Raw genomic sequence first — 22,816 nt, 5'->3', positions numbered from 1 at the left:
GGGCAGGGGATAGGCATGGCTTGGGAAACACTCTTCTCGCTGACCAATGGCTGGGCCATGGTAGGATGGGTCATCCTTGCCTTCCTGCCCCGCAAGCCGTTCCTGTTGAGCTTCGTCCTTTATCTGGTCGTCGCGTTGCTGTGTCTGGTCTATGCCGTCGCACTGGCCGGTCTGGTCAGTGGCCAGCTCGATGCAGGCGGCGGAACCCCGGGCACAATGGACTTCACCAGTCTTGCCGGTGTCATGGCGCTGTTTGACAGCAAGGGCGGCGCGGTCATCGGCTGGACCCATTATCTTGCCTTTGACCTGTTCACCGGCCTGTGGATCGCGCGGGACGCCGATGCCAAAGGGTTCAGCCGCATCGTCCAGGTCCCGATCCTCTTTGCCACGCTGATGGTCGGGCCGGTCGGCCTGCTCATTTGGCTGGTGGTGCGTGAAAGGCGCGCAAGGGCGATGGCAAAGGACGCCAAGGCCGCCGAAGCGGCTGCCGCCAAGGCTGCGGCAAAGGCGGCGGCAAGCGCTTGAGCGGTCCCGCCCAGCCATGGCAGCCGGGTGAAGCGCCTGTGGATGCCGACGCCCGCCGCCATGCTCCGGCGACCCTGCGCAATCGCGAGCCGATCCTCGCCGTGCTGCGGGACCATTTGCCCGCCAGCGGCACAGTGCTCGAAATCGCCAGTGGCTCGGGCGAACATGCCGTGTGGTTCGCCGACCAGTTGCCTGACCTCGTCTGGCAACCCAGCGATCCTGACCCGGCAGCGCTGGCGTCGATCAATGCTTGGCGCAGCGATGTGATGCACGGCTCCGTCCTGCCGCCGCTCCTGCTCGATGCGTCGGCACCGGCCGCGGACTGGCCTTTAAACGGCGCCGACGCCATTCTCTGCTGCAACATGACCCACATCGCCCCATGGCAGGCCACGGTCGGCCTGATGGCCGGAGCAGGGCGATTGCTCTCCGCCGGCGCACCGCTGATCCTCTACGGCCCGTTTCTCGAAGCCGGGATCGAAACAGCGCCAAGCAACCTTGAATTCGACCAATCGCTCAAGGCACGCAATCCGGAATGGGGCTTGCGCCAGACGCAGGATGTTGACCGCTTAGCGCGTGCAAATGGCCTGGATCGGGCGGCGCGGCTGGCGATGCCAGCCAACAATATCGTCTTGCTGTATCGCAAGAGTCCGGGTTGATCTGACGCTACTGCTTTCGGGCGGGGGCAAATCCGCCCCCGCCCGCGATGACGGATCAGAAGCTGTAGCTGACCGATGCCTTGAAGGTGCGCGGTGCGCCCAGCTGCAGGTCGGGACGGAAGCTGTCAAAGGCCGATGCCCAATAATCGCTGTCAGCGACATTATCGAGGTTGACCCGGAAGGTCAGCGGCTGCCCGCCCACCACCGCGACATAGCGCGCACCGATGTCGAACCGGGTCCAGTCGTCAAGGAACAGGCTGTTGTCGATATTGGCTGCCTGCTCGCCGGTGTGGACCAGTCGCCCGGTCAGGGTCAGGGCGGGAACAAATGGCACGTCCCATTCCACATTGGCGTTGAGCGTATATTCAGGCACGCCGACCGCCTGATTGCCCTCGTTCACCCCGTTCTGCGTGCGGCGCAATTTCGCGTCGATGACCGAGCCGCCTGCGATCAGGCGCAGGCCCTGTGCCACTTCGCCCGCGAGGGTGAATTCAAGGCCGCGGTTTCGCTGGATGCCGAACGGCCCGAATTCCAGCGCACCTGCCTGATCGGGGTCGAGCCTCAGGATCGCCGTCTCGCGGTCGATCTGGAACAGGGCGAGCGACAGATCCATCCCGCCGAGCGCCAGCTTGCCGCCGATTTCATATTGTTCGGAAACGAACGGCGGCAACACCGCGCCCGCATTGCTCACCGGCAGCGCAGCTCCGCCGGAGGGGTTTGCACCGCTGGCCGGCGCGACCGCGCCCTGTACCAGCGCCTCGATACGGTTGGCATAAATTGACAGCCCCTCGACCGGCTTGATGACCAGACCGAACACTGGCGTGACCTTGCTTTCGTCATATTCACCGGTCAGCAGGCCGGTCGCGTTGGAATAGGACCGGACATTGATCGCCTGCAGCCGCAGTCCGGCAGTGAACAGGATGCGATCATCCATCAGGCCGATGCTGTTCGAGATGAAGGCGCTGCCCAGCCGCGTGCGACCGATCGGGAAGGGATCGGCAAGGTTGCCGCCGACAAAGGTGATGGTGCTCGACGGCGTCACCGCGACCGGCGCATAGATATTGGTGCGCTGCGCTGACAAGGCATAGAATTCAAAGGCATTGCGGTTGACCAGCCAGTTCATCGATCCGCCCGCATTGATCTCCTGGGTTATCCCGCCGGTCGCGAACCTCGCGCGGATGCCGGCGGTGGCGGCTTCATTATTGTCGGTGCGCGGGATGAAGGAACTGCTGACCGTGGTTTCGCCGCTCGCCGCGTTGATCAGCGTCGGCGTGCTGTAAATGCCTGCCTCGGCCCCGTCGCGGGCACCAAATGCGGCATAGACCATCACATCTCGGGCAATGTCATATTCCAGTCGCGCCTGACCGAAAATGTCGCGCAATGTCGTATATTGCCAAGGCTGGCCGAAATTTGTCGCGGCATCGGGTGCGCGGGGGATCGCCGTCAGCGTGTTGACGCGCAGCTTGGGACGGAAATGCGACACTTCGACCCGCTGGTAGGCAAGGTCGAGCGAGGCGCGGAACGGCCCGCTGCTGTAATCGATCGCCGCACCCAGCACTCGGGTGCTGCGGAACTCATTGTCGATTGACGCATCGCCTTCGCGCACAGTGCCATTGATGCGGATGCCCCATTCGCCGCCTGTCCCCAGCCTGCGACCAAAATCGAAACTGCCGCCGACATGCTCTGGTCCGGCGAAGCCCAGCGTGGCCACATTGATGGCCTCATCACTGGCGCGCTTGGGGATCAGGTTGACACTGCCGCCAATGCCCGTGCCCCCGGGGGCCGCCCCGTTGAGGAACGCGCTGGATCCGTTCAGCACCTGCACCGATTCATACAGTTCAGGCGCCACCAGCTGGCGCGGCATGATCCCGTACAGCCCGTCATAACCGATGTCGTCGCCAGCCAGGGCAAATCCCCGAATGACAAACAATTCGCCGGCAATGCCAAAGCCGGTGGTGGTGCGGATGGTCGGGTCATTCTCCAGCACCTGACCCAGGGTTTGCGGCTGCTGGTTCAGGATCAACGCGGCGTTGTAGCTGCGGATGCTGAACGGCACATCGGCGGCATCCTTGTCGCCCAGAACGCCGACGCTGCCTTGCTGCACCACGCCCGATTGGTTCTCCTGCTGCGCGATGACGATGATGTCATTGTCGTCGTCCGCTTGCTGCTGTGCTGCCGCGGGAACGGCGGGCAGGACAAGGGCGAGTGCCGTGGCGATCAGCAGGCGTTGGTGAAGGGAAAGAGCAGTCACGGGAAGGGTCCTTGTTGAAGGTGAGGGGGGGAGGATCAGCGGTGTCGGGCGCGCATCGCCCGGATAACGGCCAGAACCGGCACCGAAAGGGCGATCCAGGCCGCCACATCGCGCCAGCCGTCGCCAGTCAGTGCGATCACAAGCCCGGCAAGGCCGGTGACGAGGATCAGCAGTGGCCAGCCGAAAATGGTCGACAGGGAACGAGAGCGGTTCATTCGGCAGGCTCCGCCAGCGGGCTGCTGTCGCTCACTCTGGCCGTCACGCTCGCGCGCCGCCGGGTCAGCCACAGATACAGGCCTGTGCCGAGGATATGCATGGTGAACAGTGTCAGCGCGGCCCACAACAACTTGAGCGGAAGCCCGCCATAATCCCCAAAGTGCAGCGGGCGCGACAGCGACAGCGCCTGGTAATACCATGGCATCGGTCGGGCAGCGGTAAAGGTGCCGGTTTCGGCATCAATCAGGGCGGGGGTCAGCAGCCGCTCGGTCAGCGGCGTGTCGCCCTGAAAGAAGACTGCATAATGATGGTTGGAACTGAAGGTGCCGCCGGGGAAGGCAATGAACTGCGGGTTGTTGCCGGGCAGGGCGGCGCGGGCCGCTGCCATTGCCTTGTCCAGCGATCCGTAATCGGCCGGATATAGCGGCGCGCGATCGGCATAGTCGCGGGTCATCGCCGCCAGTTCGTCGGCCTTCCACATTTTTTCGATCGGCACCGCCAGTGCGTTGATCACCCCCGTCAGGCCAACCACCAACATCCAGGCGAGGGCGGCGATACCCAGCAGATTGTGATAGTCCAGCCATTTGGTCCGTGCGGTGCGGTCGGTGCGCAGTGTGCCAAAGTCGAGCTTGCGCATGAAGGGGGCATAGAGCACCACGCCGGAAACCAGCGCGATCACAAAGGCGAGCCCCATCGCGCAGAGGAACAGCATTCCAGGCAGGCCGAGGAACATGTCGGTGTGCAGCTGCAACAGGAAATGCATGACCGCGCCGACGCCGCTGACGCTGTCTTCCGACACCATGCCGATCTGCTCGCCGGTAGACCGGTCGAACGACAGGATCGTCATCTCCTCTGCCGGTGCATCCGGACGCGGTCCGGTGGTGATGGTCATTGACGGCTGGTCATTGTCGAATGCCATGTACAGCGGCACTTCACCCGGGCGCGCGGCGAGGGCGCGGGCCAGCATCTCGTCAAGCGGCAGCAGGCCCTCGGCCGTGCCCGATGATCCGACGCCGGGCATCCCCAACTGCGGCTGCTCCTCGGTCAGGTAGTCAATTTCGTCATGAAAGATCAGCGGCAGGCCGGTGAGGCACAGCATCAGCAGGAATGCGGTGCAGATCAGGCTCGCCCATTTGTGCACCCATACCCACGCCTTGATCGTCGAACGGTTCATGCGGCCTCCGCTGAAAGGACGGCACAGGTGTTGGCACAGCTGGCGTTGCGGCCGGACGGCCCGCCCGCACAGGCGCACAGGTCCAACCCCTTCTGTCCGTTCCACCCCCGACTCGTCATGCGACCTCAAATAGCCCCGCCGCCGACTTCTGTAAATGCAAATCATTATCATTTACAGAAGTGATCCGCTGCCGCCGGCTGTGCCGCTCCGGTGATCGAGGCAATACATTGATTCTATTGAACTAAGTGGAAACTTTAGAGGCAGCGGAAGGGGCCGAAACCCGCTCTGTCTTGCCCTCTACTTCGGCCGAAATAACTATCCAGACACCCGCAGTGCACCCCTGTCGCTGTCCGCCCTAAACAGCCTCCGCCTCGCTCACACCCAGCCGCTGCGCCTTGCCCAACTGATGCTCGCGCCACAGGATGATCAATCCCGAAGCAATGATGATCGGCGCGCCCAGCAGCGTCGCCGACAGCGGCAAGGTGCTGAACAGCAGCCACCCCCACAATGTTGCCCAGATCAGCCCGGTATAATCCATCGGCAGCACAACGCTCACCGGCGCCATCCTCAGCGAGGCGGTCAGCAACAGCTGCGCCGTCCCGCCGGCCGTCCCCATCGCCAGCAACAGCACCCAGGTCAGCGGGTCATGCATCTGTCCGAACCACAGCATGGCTGTGCCAAGGGGAATGAGTGATGAGGCGGTAAACCACACCACCGTCGTCGCGGCTGGTTCTGTGGCGCCCAATTGCCGGATGAAAATGGTGACACTCGCTGTCGCCAGCGCGGCTGCCACCGCGACCAGCGCGCCGGTCGAATACAGGGCTTCGCCGTCCGGTCGAACCACGAGTATGACACCGATCAACCCGAGCACGACCGCTCCCCAGCGGTACTTCCCTGTCGGCTCCTTGAGCAGAAACGCCGCTAGCACCGTCGCAAACAGTGGCACGGCAAAGCCTATCACCGTCGCCTCCGCCAGCGGGAGCATTATTATCGACAGGAAATTGAGCGACATCGCCACCAGACCCATCACCATGCGGATAACGTGCGATCCCACCCGCTGTGTCTTGAGGCTGGCAAATCCCGGCCCCAGTGAAACCCAGCCAAGGATCAGCGGCAGCGACAGCAATTGCCGGTAAAACACCGATTCAACCAAAGTGACGCCGCGTTCACTGCCCAGCTTTACCAGAGCGAACATGATGCCAAGCGCCGCAACTGCCGCCAGTCGCATGAAGATGGCGGCGATTGGACGGCTCAGCCTTTCATCATTTCGGTCCGTGTTCACGCTTGTCAGGGTTTAACGAACAACAATGTCATCCTGTCGCTCTCGCCGACGGCAATATACTCGTCACGTCGTGGATCCTGGTCCGCCCCCCGCAGGACAGGCGGCAATGTCCAGACGCCGCGTGGCCAATTGTGGGTGTCACGCGAATTAGCGTTGATCTCGCTTTCGCCAATCAGGCGGAAGCCTGCTGCCTCCGCATAGGCCACAACCGAGCTGCGCTTCATATATCCGCTCGTTTCCTCGAGGGCAGAGTCCATCTCTTCTGGCAGTCGATGCTCGACCACACCTAGGCGCCCACCCGGCTTAAGCATTGAAAAGATCTGCCGGAAATTCTCTGCAACCTGATCCTGGCCGCCAAAGCGCCAATTGTGGACATTGCGGAAGGTCAAAACCAGGTCCGCGCTGCCGGGTGCAACGGTCGGATTGGTGGTTCCGCTTGGGGCTGGAAATTCTGCCAGCTGAATGTGATTCCAAAGGTCAGGTTGGCTGGTTTGCATTCGCCGGATGGCGTTGAGCCCCCTTTCCCAGGGCGCGGCGACAATCAGTCTGGTGCCTGCCGGCGATGTGCTGCGGCTGTAATTGCCCAGAACCTCAGTGTACCAACCGCCGCCGGGCCACAGTTCGACCACTGTCTGACCCGGCTGAAGACCAAAGAAGCTCAGTGTCTCCACCGGATTGCGGTAACTGTCCCTCTGCCTGAAATTTTCGCTTCGGTTCGGGGACGCGACGGCGTCGCGAATGGGCTGCACGCTATCCGCGGACACAGCAGTAGGCGGATCGTCGGTTGCGGCAATGGCGGCTGCGCCGGATAGGGTGGCGAAGGCAGCGATCGCTGCGAGACTTGCGGATTTTGCGAGGAAAGCCATTATGCACTCCATCCTTGGGGGGAACCTCATCTGTATCGGAGTGATTGTTCAGTGCAAGGCGGTTTGGCAGTAGTCGGGTTTGTCACCTTGGCAATGACCGTGTTGGCCAGCTGTGCCGAAAGGCGCCGGCTACGACGGGGCAACCTGGACTCAGTGGGGTTCATGCCTTGGACCCTGATTACGATCATTGGCACACTGGGGACCCTTCTCTTCTTTGCTCTCGCGATAAAGGCAGTCCAATGAACCAGTATCAACCTAGCCGTCGCTTGTTTGTTGGTGCGGGTGCGGCTTTCCTTTTGTCGGGTTGCATGAGCCGCTCAGGAGCAGCATCCTCAGCTGTCGCGATGCCGGTAGATCCCAATGCAACGGCATTGCCTGATCTGGTCGATCTCGCCCGCTTCGACCCGCGCCTGCGCCTCGACATCCGCTATGCTACGCCGAACAATTTTATGCTTAGAACTCTCTATCCTGTTGCTCGTGCCATGGCGCAGCGACCAGCGGCTGAGGCTTTGAAACGTGTCCAGGACAGAGCTGAGGCTGCTGGCTACGGCTTGCTGATTCATGACGCTTATCGTCCCTGGCGCATTACGAAAATGATGTGGGATGAAACGCCGCTGGCCCAACGGGAGTTTGTCGCGGATCCTGCCAGCGGTTCCCGTCACAATCGCGGATGCGCCATTGACCTGACCCTCCATCGGGGCGGCATGGCTGTGCCAATGCCGTCAGCCTATGATGACTTCACCGAAAAGGCCTATCGCAGCTTTATGGGTGGCACAGCCGAAGAACATGCCAATCGGCGACGGCTTGAGGATTGGATGGTGGCGGAAGGCTTCATCCCGCTACCCAACGAATGGTGGCATTTCGACTGGGAAGGCTGGCGCAACTATCCGATAATGGACCAGCCGTTGGTCTGAGCGGAGCTCAGCTGTCGCGTGACACGGCAAAGGGACTAAACGCCTGTTGTACGGGCATCAATTCGATCGTGTTGACGTTGAGATGGTCCGGCAGCCGCAGCAGCGCCTCGACCGCATCGGTAACGTCGTCGGCTGACAATGGGCGCATCCCGGCATAGACCGCTTCAGCCGCCTTGTTGTCGCCCTTGAAGCGGACCTGTGAGAATTCGGTCTCGCACATGCCCGGCTCGACCGAGCTGACTTTCACCGCACTGCCCAGGAGATCAGCGCGCAAATTGAGGGAGAATTGCCGGACGAAAGCCTTGGTCGCGCCATAAACATTCCCGCCGGGATAAGGATAGCTGGCCGCGACCGAGCTTAGGTTGACGATATGCCCCCGGTTGCGGGCCACCATGCCCGGCAGGATCGCGTGTGTTACATGGACCAGCGCGCGTATGTTGGTCGCGATCATCTCGTCCCAGTCGGCGAGACTGGCGTCAGGTGCTTTGCCGAGTCCGAGCGCGAGGCCGGCGTTGTTGAACAACAAGTCGATCGCCGCGAACGCCTCAGGCAATTCCTCCACCACCCCCTTGATTGCGCTGGTATCGCCAAGATCGAGCGGGCGGATCAGGACGCTGCCGGGCGAAAATTCGGCAGCGAGGGATTCGAGCCGCTCAACCCGGCGGCCTGTGGCGATTACTTTGCCGCCAGCGCGAGCGATGCGGCGAGCGAAGGCCGCACCAAAACCGGAGGTGGCGCCGGTGACGAAGGCGATGCGGCCGGCGGCCCATTGGTCGGATTGACGGTTGTCGGTCATCGGGCACCTGGCGTTTGGGGACGGAATCAGGCGTCCATGCACTGGGCGGGCCGAAAATCAAAGCCCCTCCGCTGCTATCAGGGGAGGGGCATCGCAGTAGCGTGGCAGAGGCCGAAGTAGAGCGACTTAGCGCCCTTAGAGACAGGCTTCAAGGAACGGCTGATCAAAGCCAAATTGACGTGCTTTTTCAAGGGTGTAGGGGCGCAATCCGAGGGCGCGATATTCGCCGATGATCTTGCCGTCCTTGTCCTCGTCAAGATATTCGAATTTGAACAGTTCCTGGGTGACGATGACGTCGCCTTCCATGCCGATCACCTCGGTCACCGAGGTGACGCGACGCGAACCGTCACGCAGACGCTTGATCTGGACGATCAGGTCGACCGAGTCGGCAATCTGGCGCGAAATCGCTTCCTTCGGGATCTTGATGTCGCCCATCAGGATCATGTTTTCCATACGGCCCAGACATTCGCGCGGGCTGTTGGCGTGCAGTGTACACATTGACCCATCGTGACCGGTGTTCATCGCGGCGAGCAGGTCAAAGCACTCCGCGCCACGAATTTCGCCGAGGATGATGCGGTCAGGGCGCATACGCAGGGCGTTCTTGACGAGGTCACCGATGGTGATCGCGCCTTGCCCTTCAAGGTTCGGCGGACGCGTTTCAAGCGGCAGCCAGTGCGGCTGTTGCAAGCGCAATTCGGCCGCGTCTTCGATGGTCAGCACGCGCTCGGTCGGGTCGATCATCTTTGACAGGGCGTTGAGCATCGTGGTCTTGCCCGAACCCGTACCGCCCGAGATGACGATGTTGAAACGGCAGGCCCCGGCGATCTTGAGCGCGGTGCACATCTTGTTCGACATGGCGTTCCAGTCGCGCAGCATGTCGAGCGTGATTGGCTTGGCCGAAAATTTACGGATCGAAATGGCAGTTCCGCGCAAGCTGAGCGGAGGTACGATGACGTTGACGCGGCTACCGTCCTTCAAACGGGCATCAGCCAGCGGCGTGGTCTGGTCGACACGGCGACCGACCTGGTTGACGATGCGCTGGGCGATCTGGAACAGATGGTCCTCGTCGCGAAAGACGCAGCTGGAAAGCTCCAGCTTGCCCTTGCGCTCGATATAGGTCTGGTCCGGACCATTGACCATGATATCGGAGATTTCGCTATCGTTGAGCAGTTCTTCGAGCGGCCCAAAACCGAGCAATTCGTCAACCAGCACCTTTTCCAGCGCAAACTGTTCGCGGCGGTTGAGGGTGATCTTGAGCTCGGCCAGAACCTCAAGGATGATTGGACGGAATTCTTCGGTCAGCTCATCCTTCGACAGGGTCGAGGCTGCTTCCGGATCGACGCGCTCCAGCAGGCGCGGCAGCACCTGTTCCTTGATCTTGTGGACCGATGCCTCAAAACCCTGTGGGCGTTCGACATCGCTGTGATCGGTCGCCATGCGGGTGTTGAGGCGCGACATGGCGTCTTCCGGCATGACCGCGCCGGTCGGGACATCAACGGCCGGTGGCAGCGAGGCAACATCGATTGGCGGAAACTGGCCGCCACCCTGATCTTCGCGGGGTGCAGCGACACCGCCGCCATGCATGGGCTTTGCCACGCCAAAGGCGGGTCGGGCTGACTGGGTTCCTGGCTTGCGGCCGAATGCGCTCATTTGCCAATTGCTCCCTGCGAGACGACTCATTGAAATCGCGCCAAATTGGGCGATCTCCTGTTGTGATGGCGCGACAATTAAGGTGAAAACTTTGACAAGGTTTTAATGCGGCCTAAGGAAAACGGCTCAGTAACCAACGCTGCGCCATTCACCGCACCGGCGATTTGGCTTCAGGACAGAGTGATTCATGCACAAGCAAGACGCCGTTCCGCAGGCCCTGCTGCTGGCCCTCGCCGGCTACGTTATCCTGGCCTGCGGGGATGCGGTGATGAAGTCCATGTCAGGCGTCTGGCCAGCCCTGGCGGTAGTTGCGCTGCGTTTTGCCCTTGGCGCCATCGGTCTGGGTCTGGTGCTGGTCTGGAAAGAGGGCAGGGCAGCTTTTGCCGTTCCCCGGCCATGGATGCAGCTGGCGCGCGGCGCGGCGCTGGCCGGAGCATCGCTGGCCTTCATCTTCTCCATCTTCATCATGCCGATGGCAGAGGCGGTGGCGATCCTTTTTGCCGGACCCATCGTCACCGCGCTGGTGTCTGCCGCCTTGTTGGGGGAGAAGCTGCCCCGCGCTACCTGGGGTGCAATGGTGCTGGCCAGTGCCGGGGTGATATTGGTGCTGCGGCCCAATGTCGCTGTCTTGGGCTGGACGGCGTTGTTGCCGCTGGCATCGACGGTCATCATGTCCGCCTATATTTTGCTCAACCGGCAGACAGCGCGGGATACGGATGCGCTGGGTGCCATGTTCTGGGCATCGGCATGGGCCACGCCGATTTGCGTTGCCTTCGCGTTCGCCGGCCATATCAGTGCCGTGCCGGAATTGCATGTCGGCCCCCTGCCGGCCAGCGTGCTGCTGCGCTGCGCGATTGTCGCTGTCACCGCCAGTATCGCCCATTCGCTGATTTTCATGGCGACCACCCGCGCATCGGCGGCGAGCATTGTCCCTGCCGGCTATGTGCAGATCATCGTCGCGCTGGTGCTGGGTCTGCTGGTGTTTGGAGACTGGCCCGACCTGTTGGCGTTGGCAGGAACCACGTGCATCATCGTCGCCGGGCTGTGGTTGTGGCGCGCAAGCACGCGCGCCGGCAAGCCTGTGGATGACGAGATAGTCGAAACGCCGACCTGACACGCTAACAGGCGGTTAACCTATTTCACTTACCGGATGGCAACTGGATATGCCCGTCCAAGAGGATGGCGCATGAGAAGGAAATTCTGGTCCCGTGAAGCCGAGCCTTTCGATCATTGTTCCTGTCCTCAACGAACAGGAAAGCATCTCCCGCTTTCTTGAAACGGCCCGGCCGCACGTCGATGACGCGCTCGCGCTGATAGGGCCGGAGGCGCGCGCCGAGTATCTGTTTGTTGATGATGGCAGCACAGATCGCACCGGCGATGTGCTGATGCTTTTGTCGCGGCTCAACACGGATGTCCGTTCGCTGCGCCTGTCTCGCAATTTCGGCAAGGAGGCGGCCCTGGCCGCAGGTCTTCGCCACGCATCGGGTGACGCGGTCATTCCGATGGATGTTGATTTGCAGGACCCTCCAGCGATTATTCCATTGATGGTCCGCCACTGGCTGGGCGGGGCCAAAGTGGTCAACGCCCGGCGTGCAGATCGCAGCAGCGACGGCCGCTTCAAGCGGTGGAGCGCCAATGCGTTTTACCGGTTGATCAACATGATGGCCGACACGCCTATTCCGGAAAATGTCGGCGATTTCCGCTTACTCGACAGAGTGGCCGTCGATGTCATCAACCAGTTGAGCGAAACGTCGCGGTTCAACAAGGGGCTGTTCAGTTGGGTCGGATTCCGTGTTGCTGAGGTGAGCTATGAACGCGCCCCGCGTGAGGCTGGTGACAGCAAGTGGCGGTTGCGGGGCCTTTGGCATCTGGCGCTGGACGGCATCACATCCTCGACCACGGCGCCTTTGCGCATATGGACCTATGTCGGCGGGCTGACCGCCATGGGTGCGGTGGCCTATGCGAGCTTTCTGATTATCCATACATTGACCACGGGGGTGGAAACGCCCGGCTATGCCTCGATCATGGTCAGCGTGCTGTTGCTCGGCGCGCTCAATCTGGTCAGCCTCGGCATCATGGGTGAATATGTCGGTCGCATTGCCAAGGAGGTGCGCAACCGCCCGCTCTATGTGATCGAGGCGGATAGCCATGGCATCCAAACTATAGGTGATGATGGTGCCGGAGAGGCCCCCGGTGCGGGCCAGGGTAGGCCGCCAATCCGTGCGGCTGCGACGGTACGGAGGCACGCGCGTGGATAGGATGGCCTATGCCGGCATGGCGGCGATAGAGGACCGGCATTGGTGGTTTGTCGCGCGGAGGCAGATTATTGCTGCGCTGATCGACCGGATGCACTTGCCGGGCAATGCCCGCATTCTGGAGGCTGGCTGTGGCACGGGCGGGAATCTTGGCATGCTTGCGCGCTATGGGCAACTCGAAGCGTTTGAATTTGATGACGATGCGCGTGCGCTGTCGGCAGCCAAGGGTGTGTGCCCTGTCGATTTTGGTGCCTTGCCCGACCGGGTAGATGTATCGGGTGCGCCCTATGACCTCATCGCCATGCTGGATGTGCTGGAACATGTCGATCAAGATGTCGCCTCTTTGGAGACGCTGGCCGGGATGCTGGCCGACGATGGACGGTTGTTGCTGACTGTGCCCGCGGTTCCGGCGCTGTGGTCGAGCCATGATGAATTGCACCACCACAAGCGGCGCTATACCAGGGATGGATTGGCCGAGGTCTGTTCCTCTGCGGGACTGGAGGTTGAAACAATAAGCTATTTCAACAGCCTGTTGTTCCCCCTTGCTCTGGCACAGCGCATTGCCGCCAAGGTGACGGGTAGCCGGCAACCGATTGACGCCCTGCCATCAGCGCCAGTCAACGCTGCCCTGCAAACCATTTTCGCTGCTGAACGGCATATGCTGGGCCGGATGGGTTTTCCCATCGGGCTGTCGCTTTATGCGGTTGCGCGGCGGCGGGCCTAGACTCCTTCCGGACGCGCCCACGGCCCATCCCAACAGGTCGATGGGTCGCGGATCATAATCCTTGCGGGGTCGGCAGGCCTGATCATCGCCGGCAGTTGATCAAGCGGGGCGAGGTAGCTGCCCTTTGGGTAAGCGCCAAAGCTGACGTCCCAAGCGCCGAAAAAGCTGCACTGACCGCGCGGAGACGGGGGTTGGGTGAAAGCGCGGGCGATCTCGGTCAGGCCGGTGACGCTGCCGACCAGAAGCATCAGCATCAGCCACAAGCGCAGGGCGCGCGACGGGGAGTCTGCCAGTGATTGAGCGACCATAACTGCCAGGATCATTAGCGCGGGGATCGAAGCGCGCATCATGAAGTCAAGCGACCAGCCGATCTGGATGAACGGAACGATCAACAACCAGAGCGTGGCAATCGAGAGCAAGAGGCGCTGCCGGGGATCATTGCGCAAGGCAAAGAAGAGCGGCAGGGCGTAGACCAGCAGTTCCAGTGAAACGAAGATGAGCCAGGCGAGCATCTGGAGCGGATAGGGGCGGATGCCGACGCCGTCGGGCGCCGCTGCCAGATAGACAAGACCGGGGAAGGCGAGGAGGACCGACAAGGCCGGCCAGCCTATATCGGCGATGGTCAACTTGCGCTCGACAAGGGCCGAAAGGCCGGCCCACAGGGCAAAGGGCATGGCGCCGATCAATGCCAGCGGCGACCAGAGCGCCGTCAGCGGAAGCACCGCCAGAAGCGGCCACAATGCCATCCGACCGCGATGCCAGAGGAGGAACAATATGGCCGCCAGCCATCCCGCAAAGCCATGCTGCGGCACCCAGAAGGCCTGGGTGATGTGCGAGGAATATTGCATCGTCGCAAACCAAAATTCCAGATGATCGCGCCAACCACCGTGAAAGATCAGCGTGCCGACCAGATCGAGGCCGCTGAAGAAAAGGACGGTGCCGACGGCAATCAGTCGGGACCGTTTTGTGTCAAACAGCACCGATCCGAGCGCCAGTAGCGCACCGCTGAGCAATCCGTTCTGGGCCAGCAAGGCCATATCGCCGGCGAGCGGACCGGCGGCCTTGAAAACGAGTGCGGGGACGAGGAACATCCCGATTGGTGCACGCAGCAGCTGGGGGCCATTCCCTTCGAGGTAGACAAAGGGCCATGGATGGATCGCCATGTCGCGCAGCACGGCTTCGCGAACCTGCCAGTCGATGTTGGCATAAAAGAATCGACCTTCGCCGCCGAGCATGAGCAAGATGAGAGCCAGGGCGCAGCACAGGACGAACCGGGGAAGCGGGATGCGGACGTCGATGACCGTGCTGCTGGCGATACGGTGCACCAGCACGGCCGCCACCACCAACCCGCCTGCCAGCGGCAGCCAGGACCAGCCGAGGAATCGCCACAGCAGCAATTGATCTATCGCCAACCAGGCCGTGATAAGGGCTAGCAGGGCAGATGCGGGCATTGATGCGCCGCCGCTGTCCCAGTTGATCGGCCAGATGCGCTTCATGTTCGGCCCCCTTGTCGCGCTGTCGGCGTCCACCTTCGTAATCGCGAATTAACCGCTTTCAGGCAAGGGAAAGGGATGCCGCTGAGCCGTCTCCTCGCCATGCCCTTTGTCCGCTTCCTCGGCGTGGGCGTGCTCAACACCGTGATCGGCTATGCGCTGTTCGCCGCCTTTGTGCTGGCGGAGGCGCCGACGCTGGTGGCCGTCGCGGCATCAACCGCGCTGGGCGCCTTGTTCAACTTCGGCTCGATTGGCGTGCTGGTCTTTGCCAGCAAGGATGTAACGCTGTTGCCGCGCTTCCTGGCGGTTTACGTCGGACAGTGCACGATCAACGCGCTGCTTCTGGCGGGACTGGCGCAACTGGGACTGGGACCACTGCTCGCACAACTGCTTTTGCTGCCGCTGCTGGCGAGCGGCACCTATCTGGCGATGCGGTACTGGGTGTTTCCCGACCGGGCAGTATTGCCCGGGTCGGATGGTTCGGCAGCCTAGCTCAGCCGACCTTTTCGGCGAGGATGGTCAGGCCAGCTTCGTTGACTTCGGCAAAGCCGCCCTCGATCGACAGCTTTTCCGGGTCAGCACCAGCGCTCTTGTATATCAGGAGTTCGCCGGCTTTGACCGTCGACATGAAGGGAGCATGGCCTCCAAGCACGCCAAAGTCACCCTCGCTGCCGGGGACGGAGACCATGTACACATCCTCGCTGCGGACGAGGGCGGTCGGGGTGACGAGTTCAAAATGCAGCATCGGGATTTCCTAATGCCCCTCCCCGCCGGAACGGAGAGGGGGGAACAGGATCAGGCTTCGGCAGCCAGCTTCTTGGCCTTTTCGACGGCTTCATCGATGCCGCCGACCATGTAGAAGGCCGCTTCGGGCAGATGGTCATATTCACCATCGACCACCGCCTTGAACGACTTCACCGTGTCCTCGATCGACACGAACTTGCCGGGGATGTTGGTGAAGACTTCGGCCACGTGGAACGGCTGCGAGAGGAAGCGCTGGATCTTGCGGGCGCGGGCCACGGTCAGCTTATCTTCTTCCGACAGTTCATCCATGCCGAGAATGGCGATGATGTCCTGCAGCGACTTGTACTTCTGCAGCGTTTCCTGAACGCGGCGAGCGGTTTCATAGTGCTCCTGGCCGACAACGGCGGCGGTCAGAACGCGCGAGGTCGAGTCGAGCGGGTCGACGGCCGGATAGATGCCGAGTTCGGAAATGGCGCGGTTGAGAACCGTCGTGGCGTCCAAGTGGGCGAAGGAGGTGGCCGGCGCAGGGTCGGTCAAGTCGTCGGCCGGCACGTAAATGGCCTGCACCGAGGTGATCGAACCCTTGTTGGTCGAGGTGATGCGTTCCTGCAGCGCGCCCATGTCGGTGGCGAGCGTCGGCTGGTAACCCACGGCCGACGGAATACGGCCGAGAAGCGCCGACACTTCCGAACCCGCCTGGGTGAAGCGGAAGATGTTGTCGACGAAGAACAGCACGTCCTGGCCTTCGACATCGCGGAAATATTCGGCGATGGTCAGACCCGAGAGGGCAACGCGGGCACGGGCGCCCGGCGGTTCATTCATCTGTCCAAAGACGAGAGCCACCTTCGAGCCGTCCGGCGTCGGGTTACCGTCAGCGTCCTTGGCGATAACGCCAGCGTCGAGGAACTCGTGATAAAGGTCGTTGCCTTCACGGGTACGCTCACCAACGCCCGCGAACACCGAGGTGCCGCCGTGGCCCTTGGCGATGTTGTTGATCAGTTCCTGAATGAGAACCGTCTTGCCAACGCCGGCGCCGCCGAACAGACCGATCTTGCCGCCCTTTGCATAGGGGGCAAGAAGGTCGATGACCTTGATCCCGGTGACGAGAATTTCGGTTTCGGTCGACTGGTCGACGAACAGCGGGGCTTCGGCGTGGATTGGTGCCGACAGGTCCGTGGCAACCGGACCCTGGTCGTCGATCGGCTCACCGACGACGTTAAGAATGCGGCCGAGGGTTTGCGGGCCAACCGGAACGCGGATCTGCGAACCAGTATCGCGTACTTCCTGCCCACGGGTCAGGCCGTCGGTCGAGTCCATGGCGATGGTGCGCACGACGTTTTCGCCGAGGTGCTGTGCCACTTCGAGAACGAGGCGGTTGCCGTTGTTGTCCGTTTCCAGCGCCGAGAGGATCTTCGGCACTTCGCGGTCGAAAGCGACGTCGACGACGGCGCCGATGACCTGGCTGATGCGGCCAGTGTTCGCACCGCTGGCGGCGGCGGCAGCCGGAGCGGCAGCCTTTTTGGCGCGGGGCTTCTTGGCGGGAGTTTCAGTTGCTGCGGTGGCCATGATCTTTTCCTCGGCTACTGGCTGTCAGAGCGCTTCCGCGCCCGCGTTAGGGTTGATGCTAGAGCGCTTCCGCGCCAGCAATGATTTCGATGAGTTCAGTTGTAATCGCGGCCTGACGGCTGCGGTTGTACTGGATGGTCAGCTTGTTGATCAGGTCGCCGGCGTTACGCGTGGCATTGTCCATCGCGGTCATCGACGCGCCCTGTTCCGACGCTGCGTTTTCGAGCAGTCCCTTGAACACCTGTACCGTGACGTTGCGCGGCAGCAGGTCAGCAAGGATCGCTTCCTCGTCAGGCTCATATTCGACAGCAGCACCAGTCGAAACCGGGGCGTTTTCCGACGGCGCGACAGGGATGATCTGCTGCCCGGTTGGTTCCTGAAGCAGGGCCGAACGGAATTTCGAAAAGAAGATGTGGGCGACGTCGAACTCGCCGGCCTCGTACATCGCCATGACCTGATCGGCGATGTCGCGCGCATTGTCGAAGCCCAGCTCGCGGTAACCAGTCGTGTCGTAGGTCGCCACGGTCTGATTGGGGAACAGCCGGTTGATTACAGGGCGGCCCTTGCGGCCGACCAGCATGAACTTGACCGTCTTGCCGGCACCCTTGAGTTCCAGCGCCTTGTCGCGGGCAGCCTTGACGATGTTCGAGTTGAACGCGCCGGCGAGGCCACGGTCAGAGTTGAGGACGAGCAGCAGATGCACGTCTTCCTTGCCGGTGCCGCCAAGAAGCTTGGGCGCGCTATCCGACTGGCCGACCTTGGCCGCAAGGCTGGCGACGACTGCTTCAAGACGTTCGGCATAGGGCCTACCGTTTTCAGCAGCGGCCTGAGCGCGCCGAAGCTTGGCCGAAGCGACCATCTTCTTGGCCTTGGTGATCTTTTGCGTCGACTTCACCGACGCGATCCGGCCCTTCAGTTCTTTCAAAGTTGCCATTGCGGCCCCTTACGTGTTCCAACTTCCAAAAGCAGACTGGACCCCGGGCGAGACCGGGGCACGGTCATCAGGCAAACTGACCGGCAAAGGTGGTCAGGGCGTCCTTGAGTTTGCCCTTGGTTGCATCGCTGAAGTCGCGCGTTTCACGAATGTCGGCGAGAATGTCGGCATGCTCGCTGCGCAGGTAACCGATCATGGCTTCTTCGTAGCGCGATACGTCGGTCACCGCGACGCTGTCGAGGAAGCCGTTGGTGCCGGCGTAGATTGACGCGGTCTGCTCTTCGAACGGCATCGGCGCGAACTGGGCCTGCTTGAGCAGCTGGGTCAAGCGCGCACCACGGTTGAGCAGCTTTTGCGTCGAGGCGTCGAGATCCGAGCCGAACTGGGCAAAGGCTTCCATTTCGCGATACTGGGCGAGCTCCAGCTTGATCGAACCCGACACCTTCTTCATCGCCTTGGTCTGGGCGGCCGAGCCGACGCGCGACACCGACAGACCAACGTTGATGGCCGGACGGATGCCTTGGTAGAAGAGGTTGGTTTCGAGGAAGATCTGGCCGTCGGTGATCGAGATCACGTTGGTCGGAATATAGGCGGAGACGTCACCGGCCTGCGTTTCGATGATCGGCAGCGCGGTCAGCGAACCGGCGCCGAAGTCGTCGTTCATCTTGGCGGCGCGTTCCAGCAGACGGCTGTGCAGGTAGAAAACGTCACCCGGATAGGCTTCGCGGCCCGGAGGACGACGCAGCAGCAACGACATCTGGCGATAGGCGACCGCCTGCTTTGACAAGTCGTCATAAACGATCACGGCGTGCATGCCGTTGTCGCGGAAATATTCGCCCATGGTCACACCGGTGTAGGGCGCGAGATACTGGAGCGGAGCCGGTTCCGAAGCGGTGGCGGCGACAACGATCGAATATTCCATCGCGCCATTTTCTTCCAGCGCGCGGACGATCTGGGCAACAGTCGAACGCTTCTGGCCGACGGCGACATAGATGCAATAGAGCTTCTTGGATTCGTCGTCGCCCTGGTTCACCGTCTTCTGGTTGATGAAGGTGTCGATCGCGACGGCGGTCTTGCCGGTCTGACGGTCACCGATGATCAATTCGCGCTGGCCACGGCCAACCGGAACGAGAGCATCGAGAGCCTTGAGGCCGGTCTGCACCGGTTCGTGCACCGACTTGCGCGGGATGATGCCCGGAGCCTTCACTTCAACGCGGCTGCGCTTTTCGGCAACGATCGGGCCTTTGCCGTCAATCGGGTTGCCAAGAGCGTCGACGACGCGGCCCAGCAGGCCCTTGCCAACTGGCACGTCCACAATGGTTTCGGTGCGGCGGACAGTGTCGCCTTCGCGAATTTCCGAGTCCGAACCGAAGATAACGATACCGACATTGTCGGCCTCGAGGTTCAGGGCCATGCCCTTCACGCCATTGGCAAACTCGACCATTTCACCGGCCTGGACATTGTCGAGGCCATGGACGCGGGCGATACCGTCACCGACCGAGAGGACCTGGCCGATTTCGGAGACCGTGGCATCATCGCCAAAGCTGGCGATCTGGTCCTTGATGACGCGGGAGATTTCTGCGGCACGGATTTCCATGGTTCAGCCTTTCATCGCTTGCGCGAGGGTATTGAGACGGGTGCGGATCGACGAGTCGACGAGACGGCTGCCGACCTTGACAACGAGACCACCGAGAATGGCGGGATCGACAGACAGGTTGACGGCTACATCACGACCAAGACGGCCGGCCAGCTTGGCCTTGAGCGCCTTGACCTGAGCGTCGCTCAGCGGATGGGCGGAGGTGACATCGGCCGAAGCCTCGCCACGGTGGGCAGCGGCAAGGTTCGCAAAGGCGCGAACGACATTGCCAAGTTCGCCGAGACGGCGATTCTTGGCGAGCACGCCAAGGAATTTGGTGGTCAGCGGATCAAGCTTGAGCGACTGGGCGACGCCTGCGACCGCGCGACCTGCGTCAGCGCGTGAGATGACCGGGCTCGTGACCAGCGCCTTGAGCTCGGGCGAAGCGGTGAGTGCGTCACCCAGCTTTGCCACGCTCGCTTCGACTGCCGGCAGTGCCGAACCGTCCTGAGCAAGATCAAACAGGGCAAGGGCGTATCGCCCTGCCAGACTTGCCTGCATTCCGCCGGAGTGCTCCACGCGTCCGTTCTTCCCTTTTGCCGTTGTCCAGGGGACAAATTGCCTGCCCAGATGGGCAGTTGAGTCGCATGGCGAAAATGGCGAAAAATCGCCGCCCGTCGCGAACTCGCCGCGCCGTTAGCATCGCTCTTGCTGCGATGCAAGGTGAAGGGACATGCCGGTTGACGTAAAGGTGAAGAGAATTGCATCAGCGTGGCAAGTGAATGACAGGAAAGGGTGTTTTCATGGGCGAAATGATCCGCATGACGATGGGCGATGGGGCAGAGATCGGCGTCTATCATGCCCCGGCCGCGGGGGAGCGGCGTGGCGGGCTGGTGCTGATCCAGGAAATATTTGGCGTCACCGACCACATCCGTGACCTGTGCGACGAATATGCGGCTGATGGCTATGAGGTGCTGTCCCCCAGCCTTTATGACCGCGAACATCCGGGATTCGAGGCTGAATATACAGGTGCGGACTTCAACCGGGCGGTCGAACTGGCGCGTCAACTGCACCCATTCGACCAGAGCCTCGATGATGCGCAGAGCTGTATCGATGCGCTGAAGGACAAGGGACCGGTGTTCATCACCGGCTATTGCTACGGCGGATCGGTCGCTTGGGCGATGGCGGGGAAGAGTGACGATCTAGCCGCCGCCAGCAGCTATTACGGCAGCATGGTGCCGACCGTTTATGGTGACCAGGCACCCAAATGCCCGACCATTGCCCATTTTGGCCGATTCGATGCCGGAATTCCGATGGAGGGCGTCCAGGCGTTGATCGAAAAGGCCCATCCGCTCGCGCAAATCTATGTCTATGAAGCCAACCACGGCTTCAACTCGGACCGGCGCAAGGATTACCACGAGGAATCGAGCGAACTTGCCCGGGAACGGACACTTGCGCTGTTCAGAGCCTGTGGGGGCTAACGCTTGGCGGGCGTGGCCGCGGGAGCAGCCGTTGCCGCCGCCTCGCTGATCTGGCAGCGGCTGACGATCTCTTCGTGCGGTTCTGCGGGCAGCATCGAGGCGATGGCGACCTCGCGCTGGGTGAGGCGGGCGATGGTGGTAGGATCGGCGGTGCAGCCCTGCACCGCGAGGGAATCGCGCTGGCGGCGGGCCGCCTCCATGCCTTCGAGGGACATGAGATAGCGTTTGACGACATAGTCGCCGGTTGCCGGATCATAGGAGAGGCGTGAGATGGTCGCATCCTCGTTGGGGACGAGGGTGCGCGTCCAGATATCGTCCGCGCCGCGCACATATTGGGTGCGGCCATTGACACAGCCATCACCGCGGAAGTTGAGCTGTGTGTCCTGCCCTTCAGAGACGGTCAGCCGCCCCCGGCTGCGGTCGACCGTGCAGGAGAGTGGGCCGGTCCTGGGCGCGGGGGCCGGCTCTGCGGTAGCGGCCGCAACCTCGGTCTCCACCGTGGCGCGTATGTCGGCCGGGCTGGGGCGCAGCAAGAAGACGATCAGCGCGCCGAGAGCCAGCACAGCCGCACCGAGCAGGGCGGCGCGGCGTTCAGACGCCTTCCTTTGTACCTCGAACTTGAAACTCGCCGACAGGCTGACGATGGCGAGGCCGAACAGGAGGATGGCAAAGGCCATATAGTTTTCGCGGCTTTCCTGCGCGTCGGCGCGGGCGATGGCGAGTTGTTCGGCGGTGCGGGTGGCCCGGGCCTCGCGTTCACGCGCCTCAGCTTCGGCAGCAGCGCGGCGTTCCTCGGCGGTCATCGCCGCTTCCCGCGCGCGGGCTTCGTCTGCCGAAAGGCAGGCGGTGGTGACCGAGGTGAAATCCTGGCGCGCATCGGTGAGAAAGGCGGCGAGTTCGCGCACCGTCACGGCAAAGGAAAAGGGCGAATCGCCTTCATCAGCGCGGGAGACAAAGCTGTTGACGCCAAGCACCCGGCCGCAGCGATCAACCAGCGGCCCCCCGGAATTGCCGCGCGCGATGTCGGCATCATGGACGAGCGCGGCGATGCCGTTGATTGTGTCGGTTGACGAGATGATGCCGTCAGAAGCGACCGGGGTGCGCGGGCGGATGAAATCATCCATGTTCTGCGCGGTGGCAAGATCGACATTGCCGGGATAGCCGAGTGCATAGACGGTCGAGCGTTGCCGTACCGGGCCGAGATAAAGGGCGGCGGGCGGAATACGGCCCTGACGCAACTCGACGATAGCGAGATCGCGACGCGTGTCGAGCCGAACCAGCCGCCCGGCATAGCTGCGGCTGCCTTCGCTGGGGACGATGCCGATGACGACATTGTCGGGATATTCGGCAGCGTCGGCGACGACATGGGCGTTGGTGACGATACGGGTGGGGGAGATGGCAAAGCCGCTGCCATGCCCGAAACCGACCACTTCGCCATTGACCATCGCCACCGTGACAACACGCACGACGCTGCGCTCGGTGGCGGCGACATCGTCGGTCTCCCCCACTGGCTGGGCCGTGGCGGGGCGCGGGGCGACGGCCTGTGGCGTGGTGGCTTTGGGCGCGGCAGGCGCGGCGAGCAGCGCAGGCAACGGCGCGGCGGCACACAGCAGCAGGCCGAAGGGCAGCAGCAGGCGTCGCAATCTCGTCAGCATCTGGTCGGCTCCTGACACGGCATGGCTCCTTGCCTAGCCCCTTGCGTTTTGAAAGCAA

22 protein-coding genes are annotated in these 22,816 nt (G+C 62.2%); 8 read left to right on the top strand and 14 right to left on the bottom strand.

Going from position 1 to position 22,816, the window contains the following annotated elements; genetic code table 11:
- Positions 1-15 precede the first annotated feature (15 nt).
- Entirely contained in the window at positions 16-525 is a 510-nt protein-coding gene (locus GV829_RS13290) for an ABA4-like family protein (RefSeq protein WP_169947401.1), read from the top strand.
- Positions 522-1,181, top strand: a complete 660-nt coding sequence (locus GV829_RS13285) for a DUF938 domain-containing protein (RefSeq protein WP_169947399.1) — start codon at positions 522-524, stop codon at positions 1,179-1,181. Before GV829_RS13290 ends, GV829_RS13285 begins: the two co-directional genes overlap by 4 nt.
- A gap of 55 nt (positions 1,182-1,236) precedes the next feature.
- On the opposite strand, the gene GV829_RS13280 is transcribed toward GV829_RS13285, so the two are convergent.
- The 5 genes from GV829_RS13280 to GV829_RS13260 form a co-directional block, all read right to left on the bottom strand.
- The gene (locus GV829_RS13280) at positions 1,237-3,432 is read right to left on the bottom strand and encodes a TonB-dependent receptor (RefSeq protein WP_169947396.1); all 2,196 of its coding nucleotides are present in this window, start codon (positions 3,430-3,432) and stop codon (positions 1,237-1,239) included.
- Between the two features lie 35 nt (positions 3,433-3,467).
- A complete protein-coding gene (locus GV829_RS13275) occupies positions 3,468-3,647 on the bottom strand; it encodes a hypothetical protein (RefSeq protein WP_169947394.1) in 180 nt (59 codons plus the stop codon).
- A complete protein-coding gene (locus tag GV829_RS13270) occupies positions 3,644-4,822 on the bottom strand; it encodes a PepSY-associated TM helix domain-containing protein (protein WP_169947392.1) in 1,179 nt (392 codons plus the stop codon). Before GV829_RS13270 ends, GV829_RS13275 begins: the two co-directional genes overlap by 4 nt.
- Before the next feature lie 355 nt (positions 4,823-5,177).
- The gene (locus GV829_RS13265) at positions 5,178-6,104 is read right to left on the bottom strand and encodes a DMT family transporter (protein ID WP_343042832.1); all 927 of its coding nucleotides are present in this window, start codon (positions 6,102-6,104) and stop codon (positions 5,178-5,180) included.
- A 5-nt stretch (positions 6,105-6,109) separates the two neighbouring features.
- Positions 6,110-6,970 carry a class I SAM-dependent methyltransferase gene (locus GV829_RS13260; RefSeq protein ID WP_169947390.1) on the bottom strand — a complete coding sequence of 287 codons (861 nt, stop codon included), beginning with the start codon at positions 6,968-6,970 and terminating at the stop codon, positions 6,110-6,112.
- 308 nt (positions 6,971-7,278) lie between these two features.
- Here GV829_RS13260 and GV829_RS13255 point away from each other — a divergent pair, with 308 nt between their 5' ends.
- Positions 7,279-7,884, top strand: a complete 606-nt coding sequence (locus GV829_RS13255) for a M15 family metallopeptidase (protein WP_169947387.1) — start codon at positions 7,279-7,281, stop codon at positions 7,882-7,884.
- A 7-nt stretch (positions 7,885-7,891) separates the two neighbouring features.
- On the opposite strand, the gene GV829_RS13250 is transcribed toward GV829_RS13255, so the two are convergent.
- Both GV829_RS13250 and GV829_RS13245 read right to left on the bottom strand, forming a co-directional pair.
- The gene (locus GV829_RS13250) at positions 7,892-8,680 is read right to left on the bottom strand and encodes an SDR family NAD(P)-dependent oxidoreductase (protein WP_169947385.1); all 789 of its coding nucleotides are present in this window, start codon (positions 8,678-8,680) and stop codon (positions 7,892-7,894) included.
- Between the two features lie 135 nt (positions 8,681-8,815).
- On the bottom strand, positions 8,816-10,330 hold the full coding sequence (locus GV829_RS13245) for a TadA family conjugal transfer-associated ATPase (protein WP_169947383.1): 1,515 nt from the start codon (positions 10,328-10,330) through the stop codon (positions 8,816-8,818).
- A gap of 187 nt (positions 10,331-10,517) precedes the next feature.
- On the opposite strand from GV829_RS13245, the gene GV829_RS13240 reads away from it, so the two are divergent.
- The 3 genes from GV829_RS13240 (at position 10,518) to GV829_RS13230 (ending at position 13,309) form a co-directional block, all read left to right on the top strand.
- Complete coding sequence (locus GV829_RS13240; protein ID WP_169947381.1) at positions 10,518-11,444, top strand: DMT family transporter; 927 nt, start codon at positions 10,518-10,520, stop codon at positions 11,442-11,444.
- Positions 11,445-11,538: 94 nt separating this feature from the next.
- Positions 11,539-12,588, top strand: a complete 1,050-nt coding sequence (locus GV829_RS13235) for a glycosyltransferase family 2 protein (protein WP_169947379.1) — start codon at positions 11,539-11,541, stop codon at positions 12,586-12,588.
- Position 12,589: 1 nt separating this feature from the next.
- Positions 12,590-13,309 carry a class I SAM-dependent methyltransferase gene (locus tag GV829_RS13230; protein ID WP_343042874.1) on the top strand — a complete coding sequence of 240 codons (720 nt, stop codon included), beginning with the start codon at positions 12,590-12,592 and terminating at the stop codon, positions 13,307-13,309.
- Here the strand turns inward: GV829_RS13230 and GV829_RS13225 are convergent.
- Positions 13,306-14,805 carry a hypothetical protein gene (locus tag GV829_RS13225; protein ID WP_246202890.1) on the bottom strand — a complete coding sequence of 500 codons (1,500 nt, stop codon included), beginning with the start codon at positions 14,803-14,805 and terminating at the stop codon, positions 13,306-13,308. The genes GV829_RS13230 and GV829_RS13225 overlap by 4 nt on opposite strands.
- Before the next feature lie 75 nt (positions 14,806-14,880).
- Between GV829_RS13225 and GV829_RS13220 the strand changes: the two genes are divergently transcribed.
- Entirely contained in the window at positions 14,881-15,294 is a 414-nt protein-coding gene (locus tag GV829_RS13220) for a GtrA family protein (protein ID WP_169947375.1), read from the top strand.
- A 1-nt stretch (position 15,295) separates the two neighbouring features.
- On the opposite strand, the gene GV829_RS13215 is transcribed toward GV829_RS13220, so the two are convergent.
- The 5 genes from GV829_RS13215 to GV829_RS13195 form a co-directional block, all read right to left on the bottom strand.
- Positions 15,296-15,547 carry an ATP synthase F1 subunit epsilon gene (locus tag GV829_RS13215; protein WP_169947373.1) on the bottom strand — a complete coding sequence of 84 codons (252 nt, stop codon included), beginning with the start codon at positions 15,545-15,547 and terminating at the stop codon, positions 15,296-15,298.
- Between the two features lie 50 nt (positions 15,548-15,597).
- The gene (gene atpD, locus GV829_RS13210; protein ID WP_246202889.1) at positions 15,598-17,112 is read right to left on the bottom strand and encodes a F0F1 ATP synthase subunit beta; all 1,515 of its coding nucleotides are present in this window, start codon (positions 17,110-17,112) and stop codon (positions 15,598-15,600) included.
- Positions 17,113-17,170: 58 nt separating this feature from the next.
- On the bottom strand, positions 17,171-18,046 hold the full coding sequence (locus GV829_RS13205; protein WP_169947371.1) for a F0F1 ATP synthase subunit gamma: 876 nt from the start codon (positions 18,044-18,046) through the stop codon (positions 17,171-17,173).
- Positions 18,047-18,113: 67 nt separating this feature from the next.
- Positions 18,114-19,643, bottom strand: coding sequence for a F0F1 ATP synthase subunit alpha (atpA, locus tag GV829_RS13200; RefSeq protein WP_169947369.1), 1,530 nt, complete (start codon positions 19,641-19,643; stop codon positions 18,114-18,116).
- Between the two features lie 3 nt (positions 19,644-19,646).
- Positions 19,647-20,201, bottom strand: a complete 555-nt coding sequence (locus GV829_RS13195; protein ID WP_169947367.1) for a F0F1 ATP synthase subunit delta — start codon at positions 20,199-20,201, stop codon at positions 19,647-19,649.
- Positions 20,202-20,425: 224 nt separating this feature from the next.
- On the opposite strand from GV829_RS13195, the gene GV829_RS13190 reads away from it, so the two are divergent.
- Positions 20,426-21,103, top strand: a complete 678-nt coding sequence (locus tag GV829_RS13190) for a dienelactone hydrolase family protein (RefSeq protein ID WP_169947365.1) — start codon at positions 20,426-20,428, stop codon at positions 21,101-21,103.
- On the opposite strand, the gene GV829_RS13185 is transcribed toward GV829_RS13190, so the two are convergent.
- A complete protein-coding gene (locus GV829_RS13185) occupies positions 21,100-22,758 on the bottom strand; it encodes a S1 family peptidase (RefSeq protein ID WP_169947363.1) in 1,659 nt (552 codons plus the stop codon). The two genes, GV829_RS13190 and GV829_RS13185, sit on opposite strands and share 4 nt — an antisense overlap.
- Between the last annotated feature and the right edge of the window lie 58 nt (positions 22,759-22,816).

The organism is Sphingomonas lacunae (genome assembly GCF_012979535.1).
GTDB lineage: Bacteria > Pseudomonadota > Alphaproteobacteria > Sphingomonadales > Sphingomonadaceae > Sphingopyxis > Sphingopyxis lacunae.
Note: the sequence above shows the minus strand (reverse complement) of the source record. Positions and strands in the feature narration are given on the sequence as shown.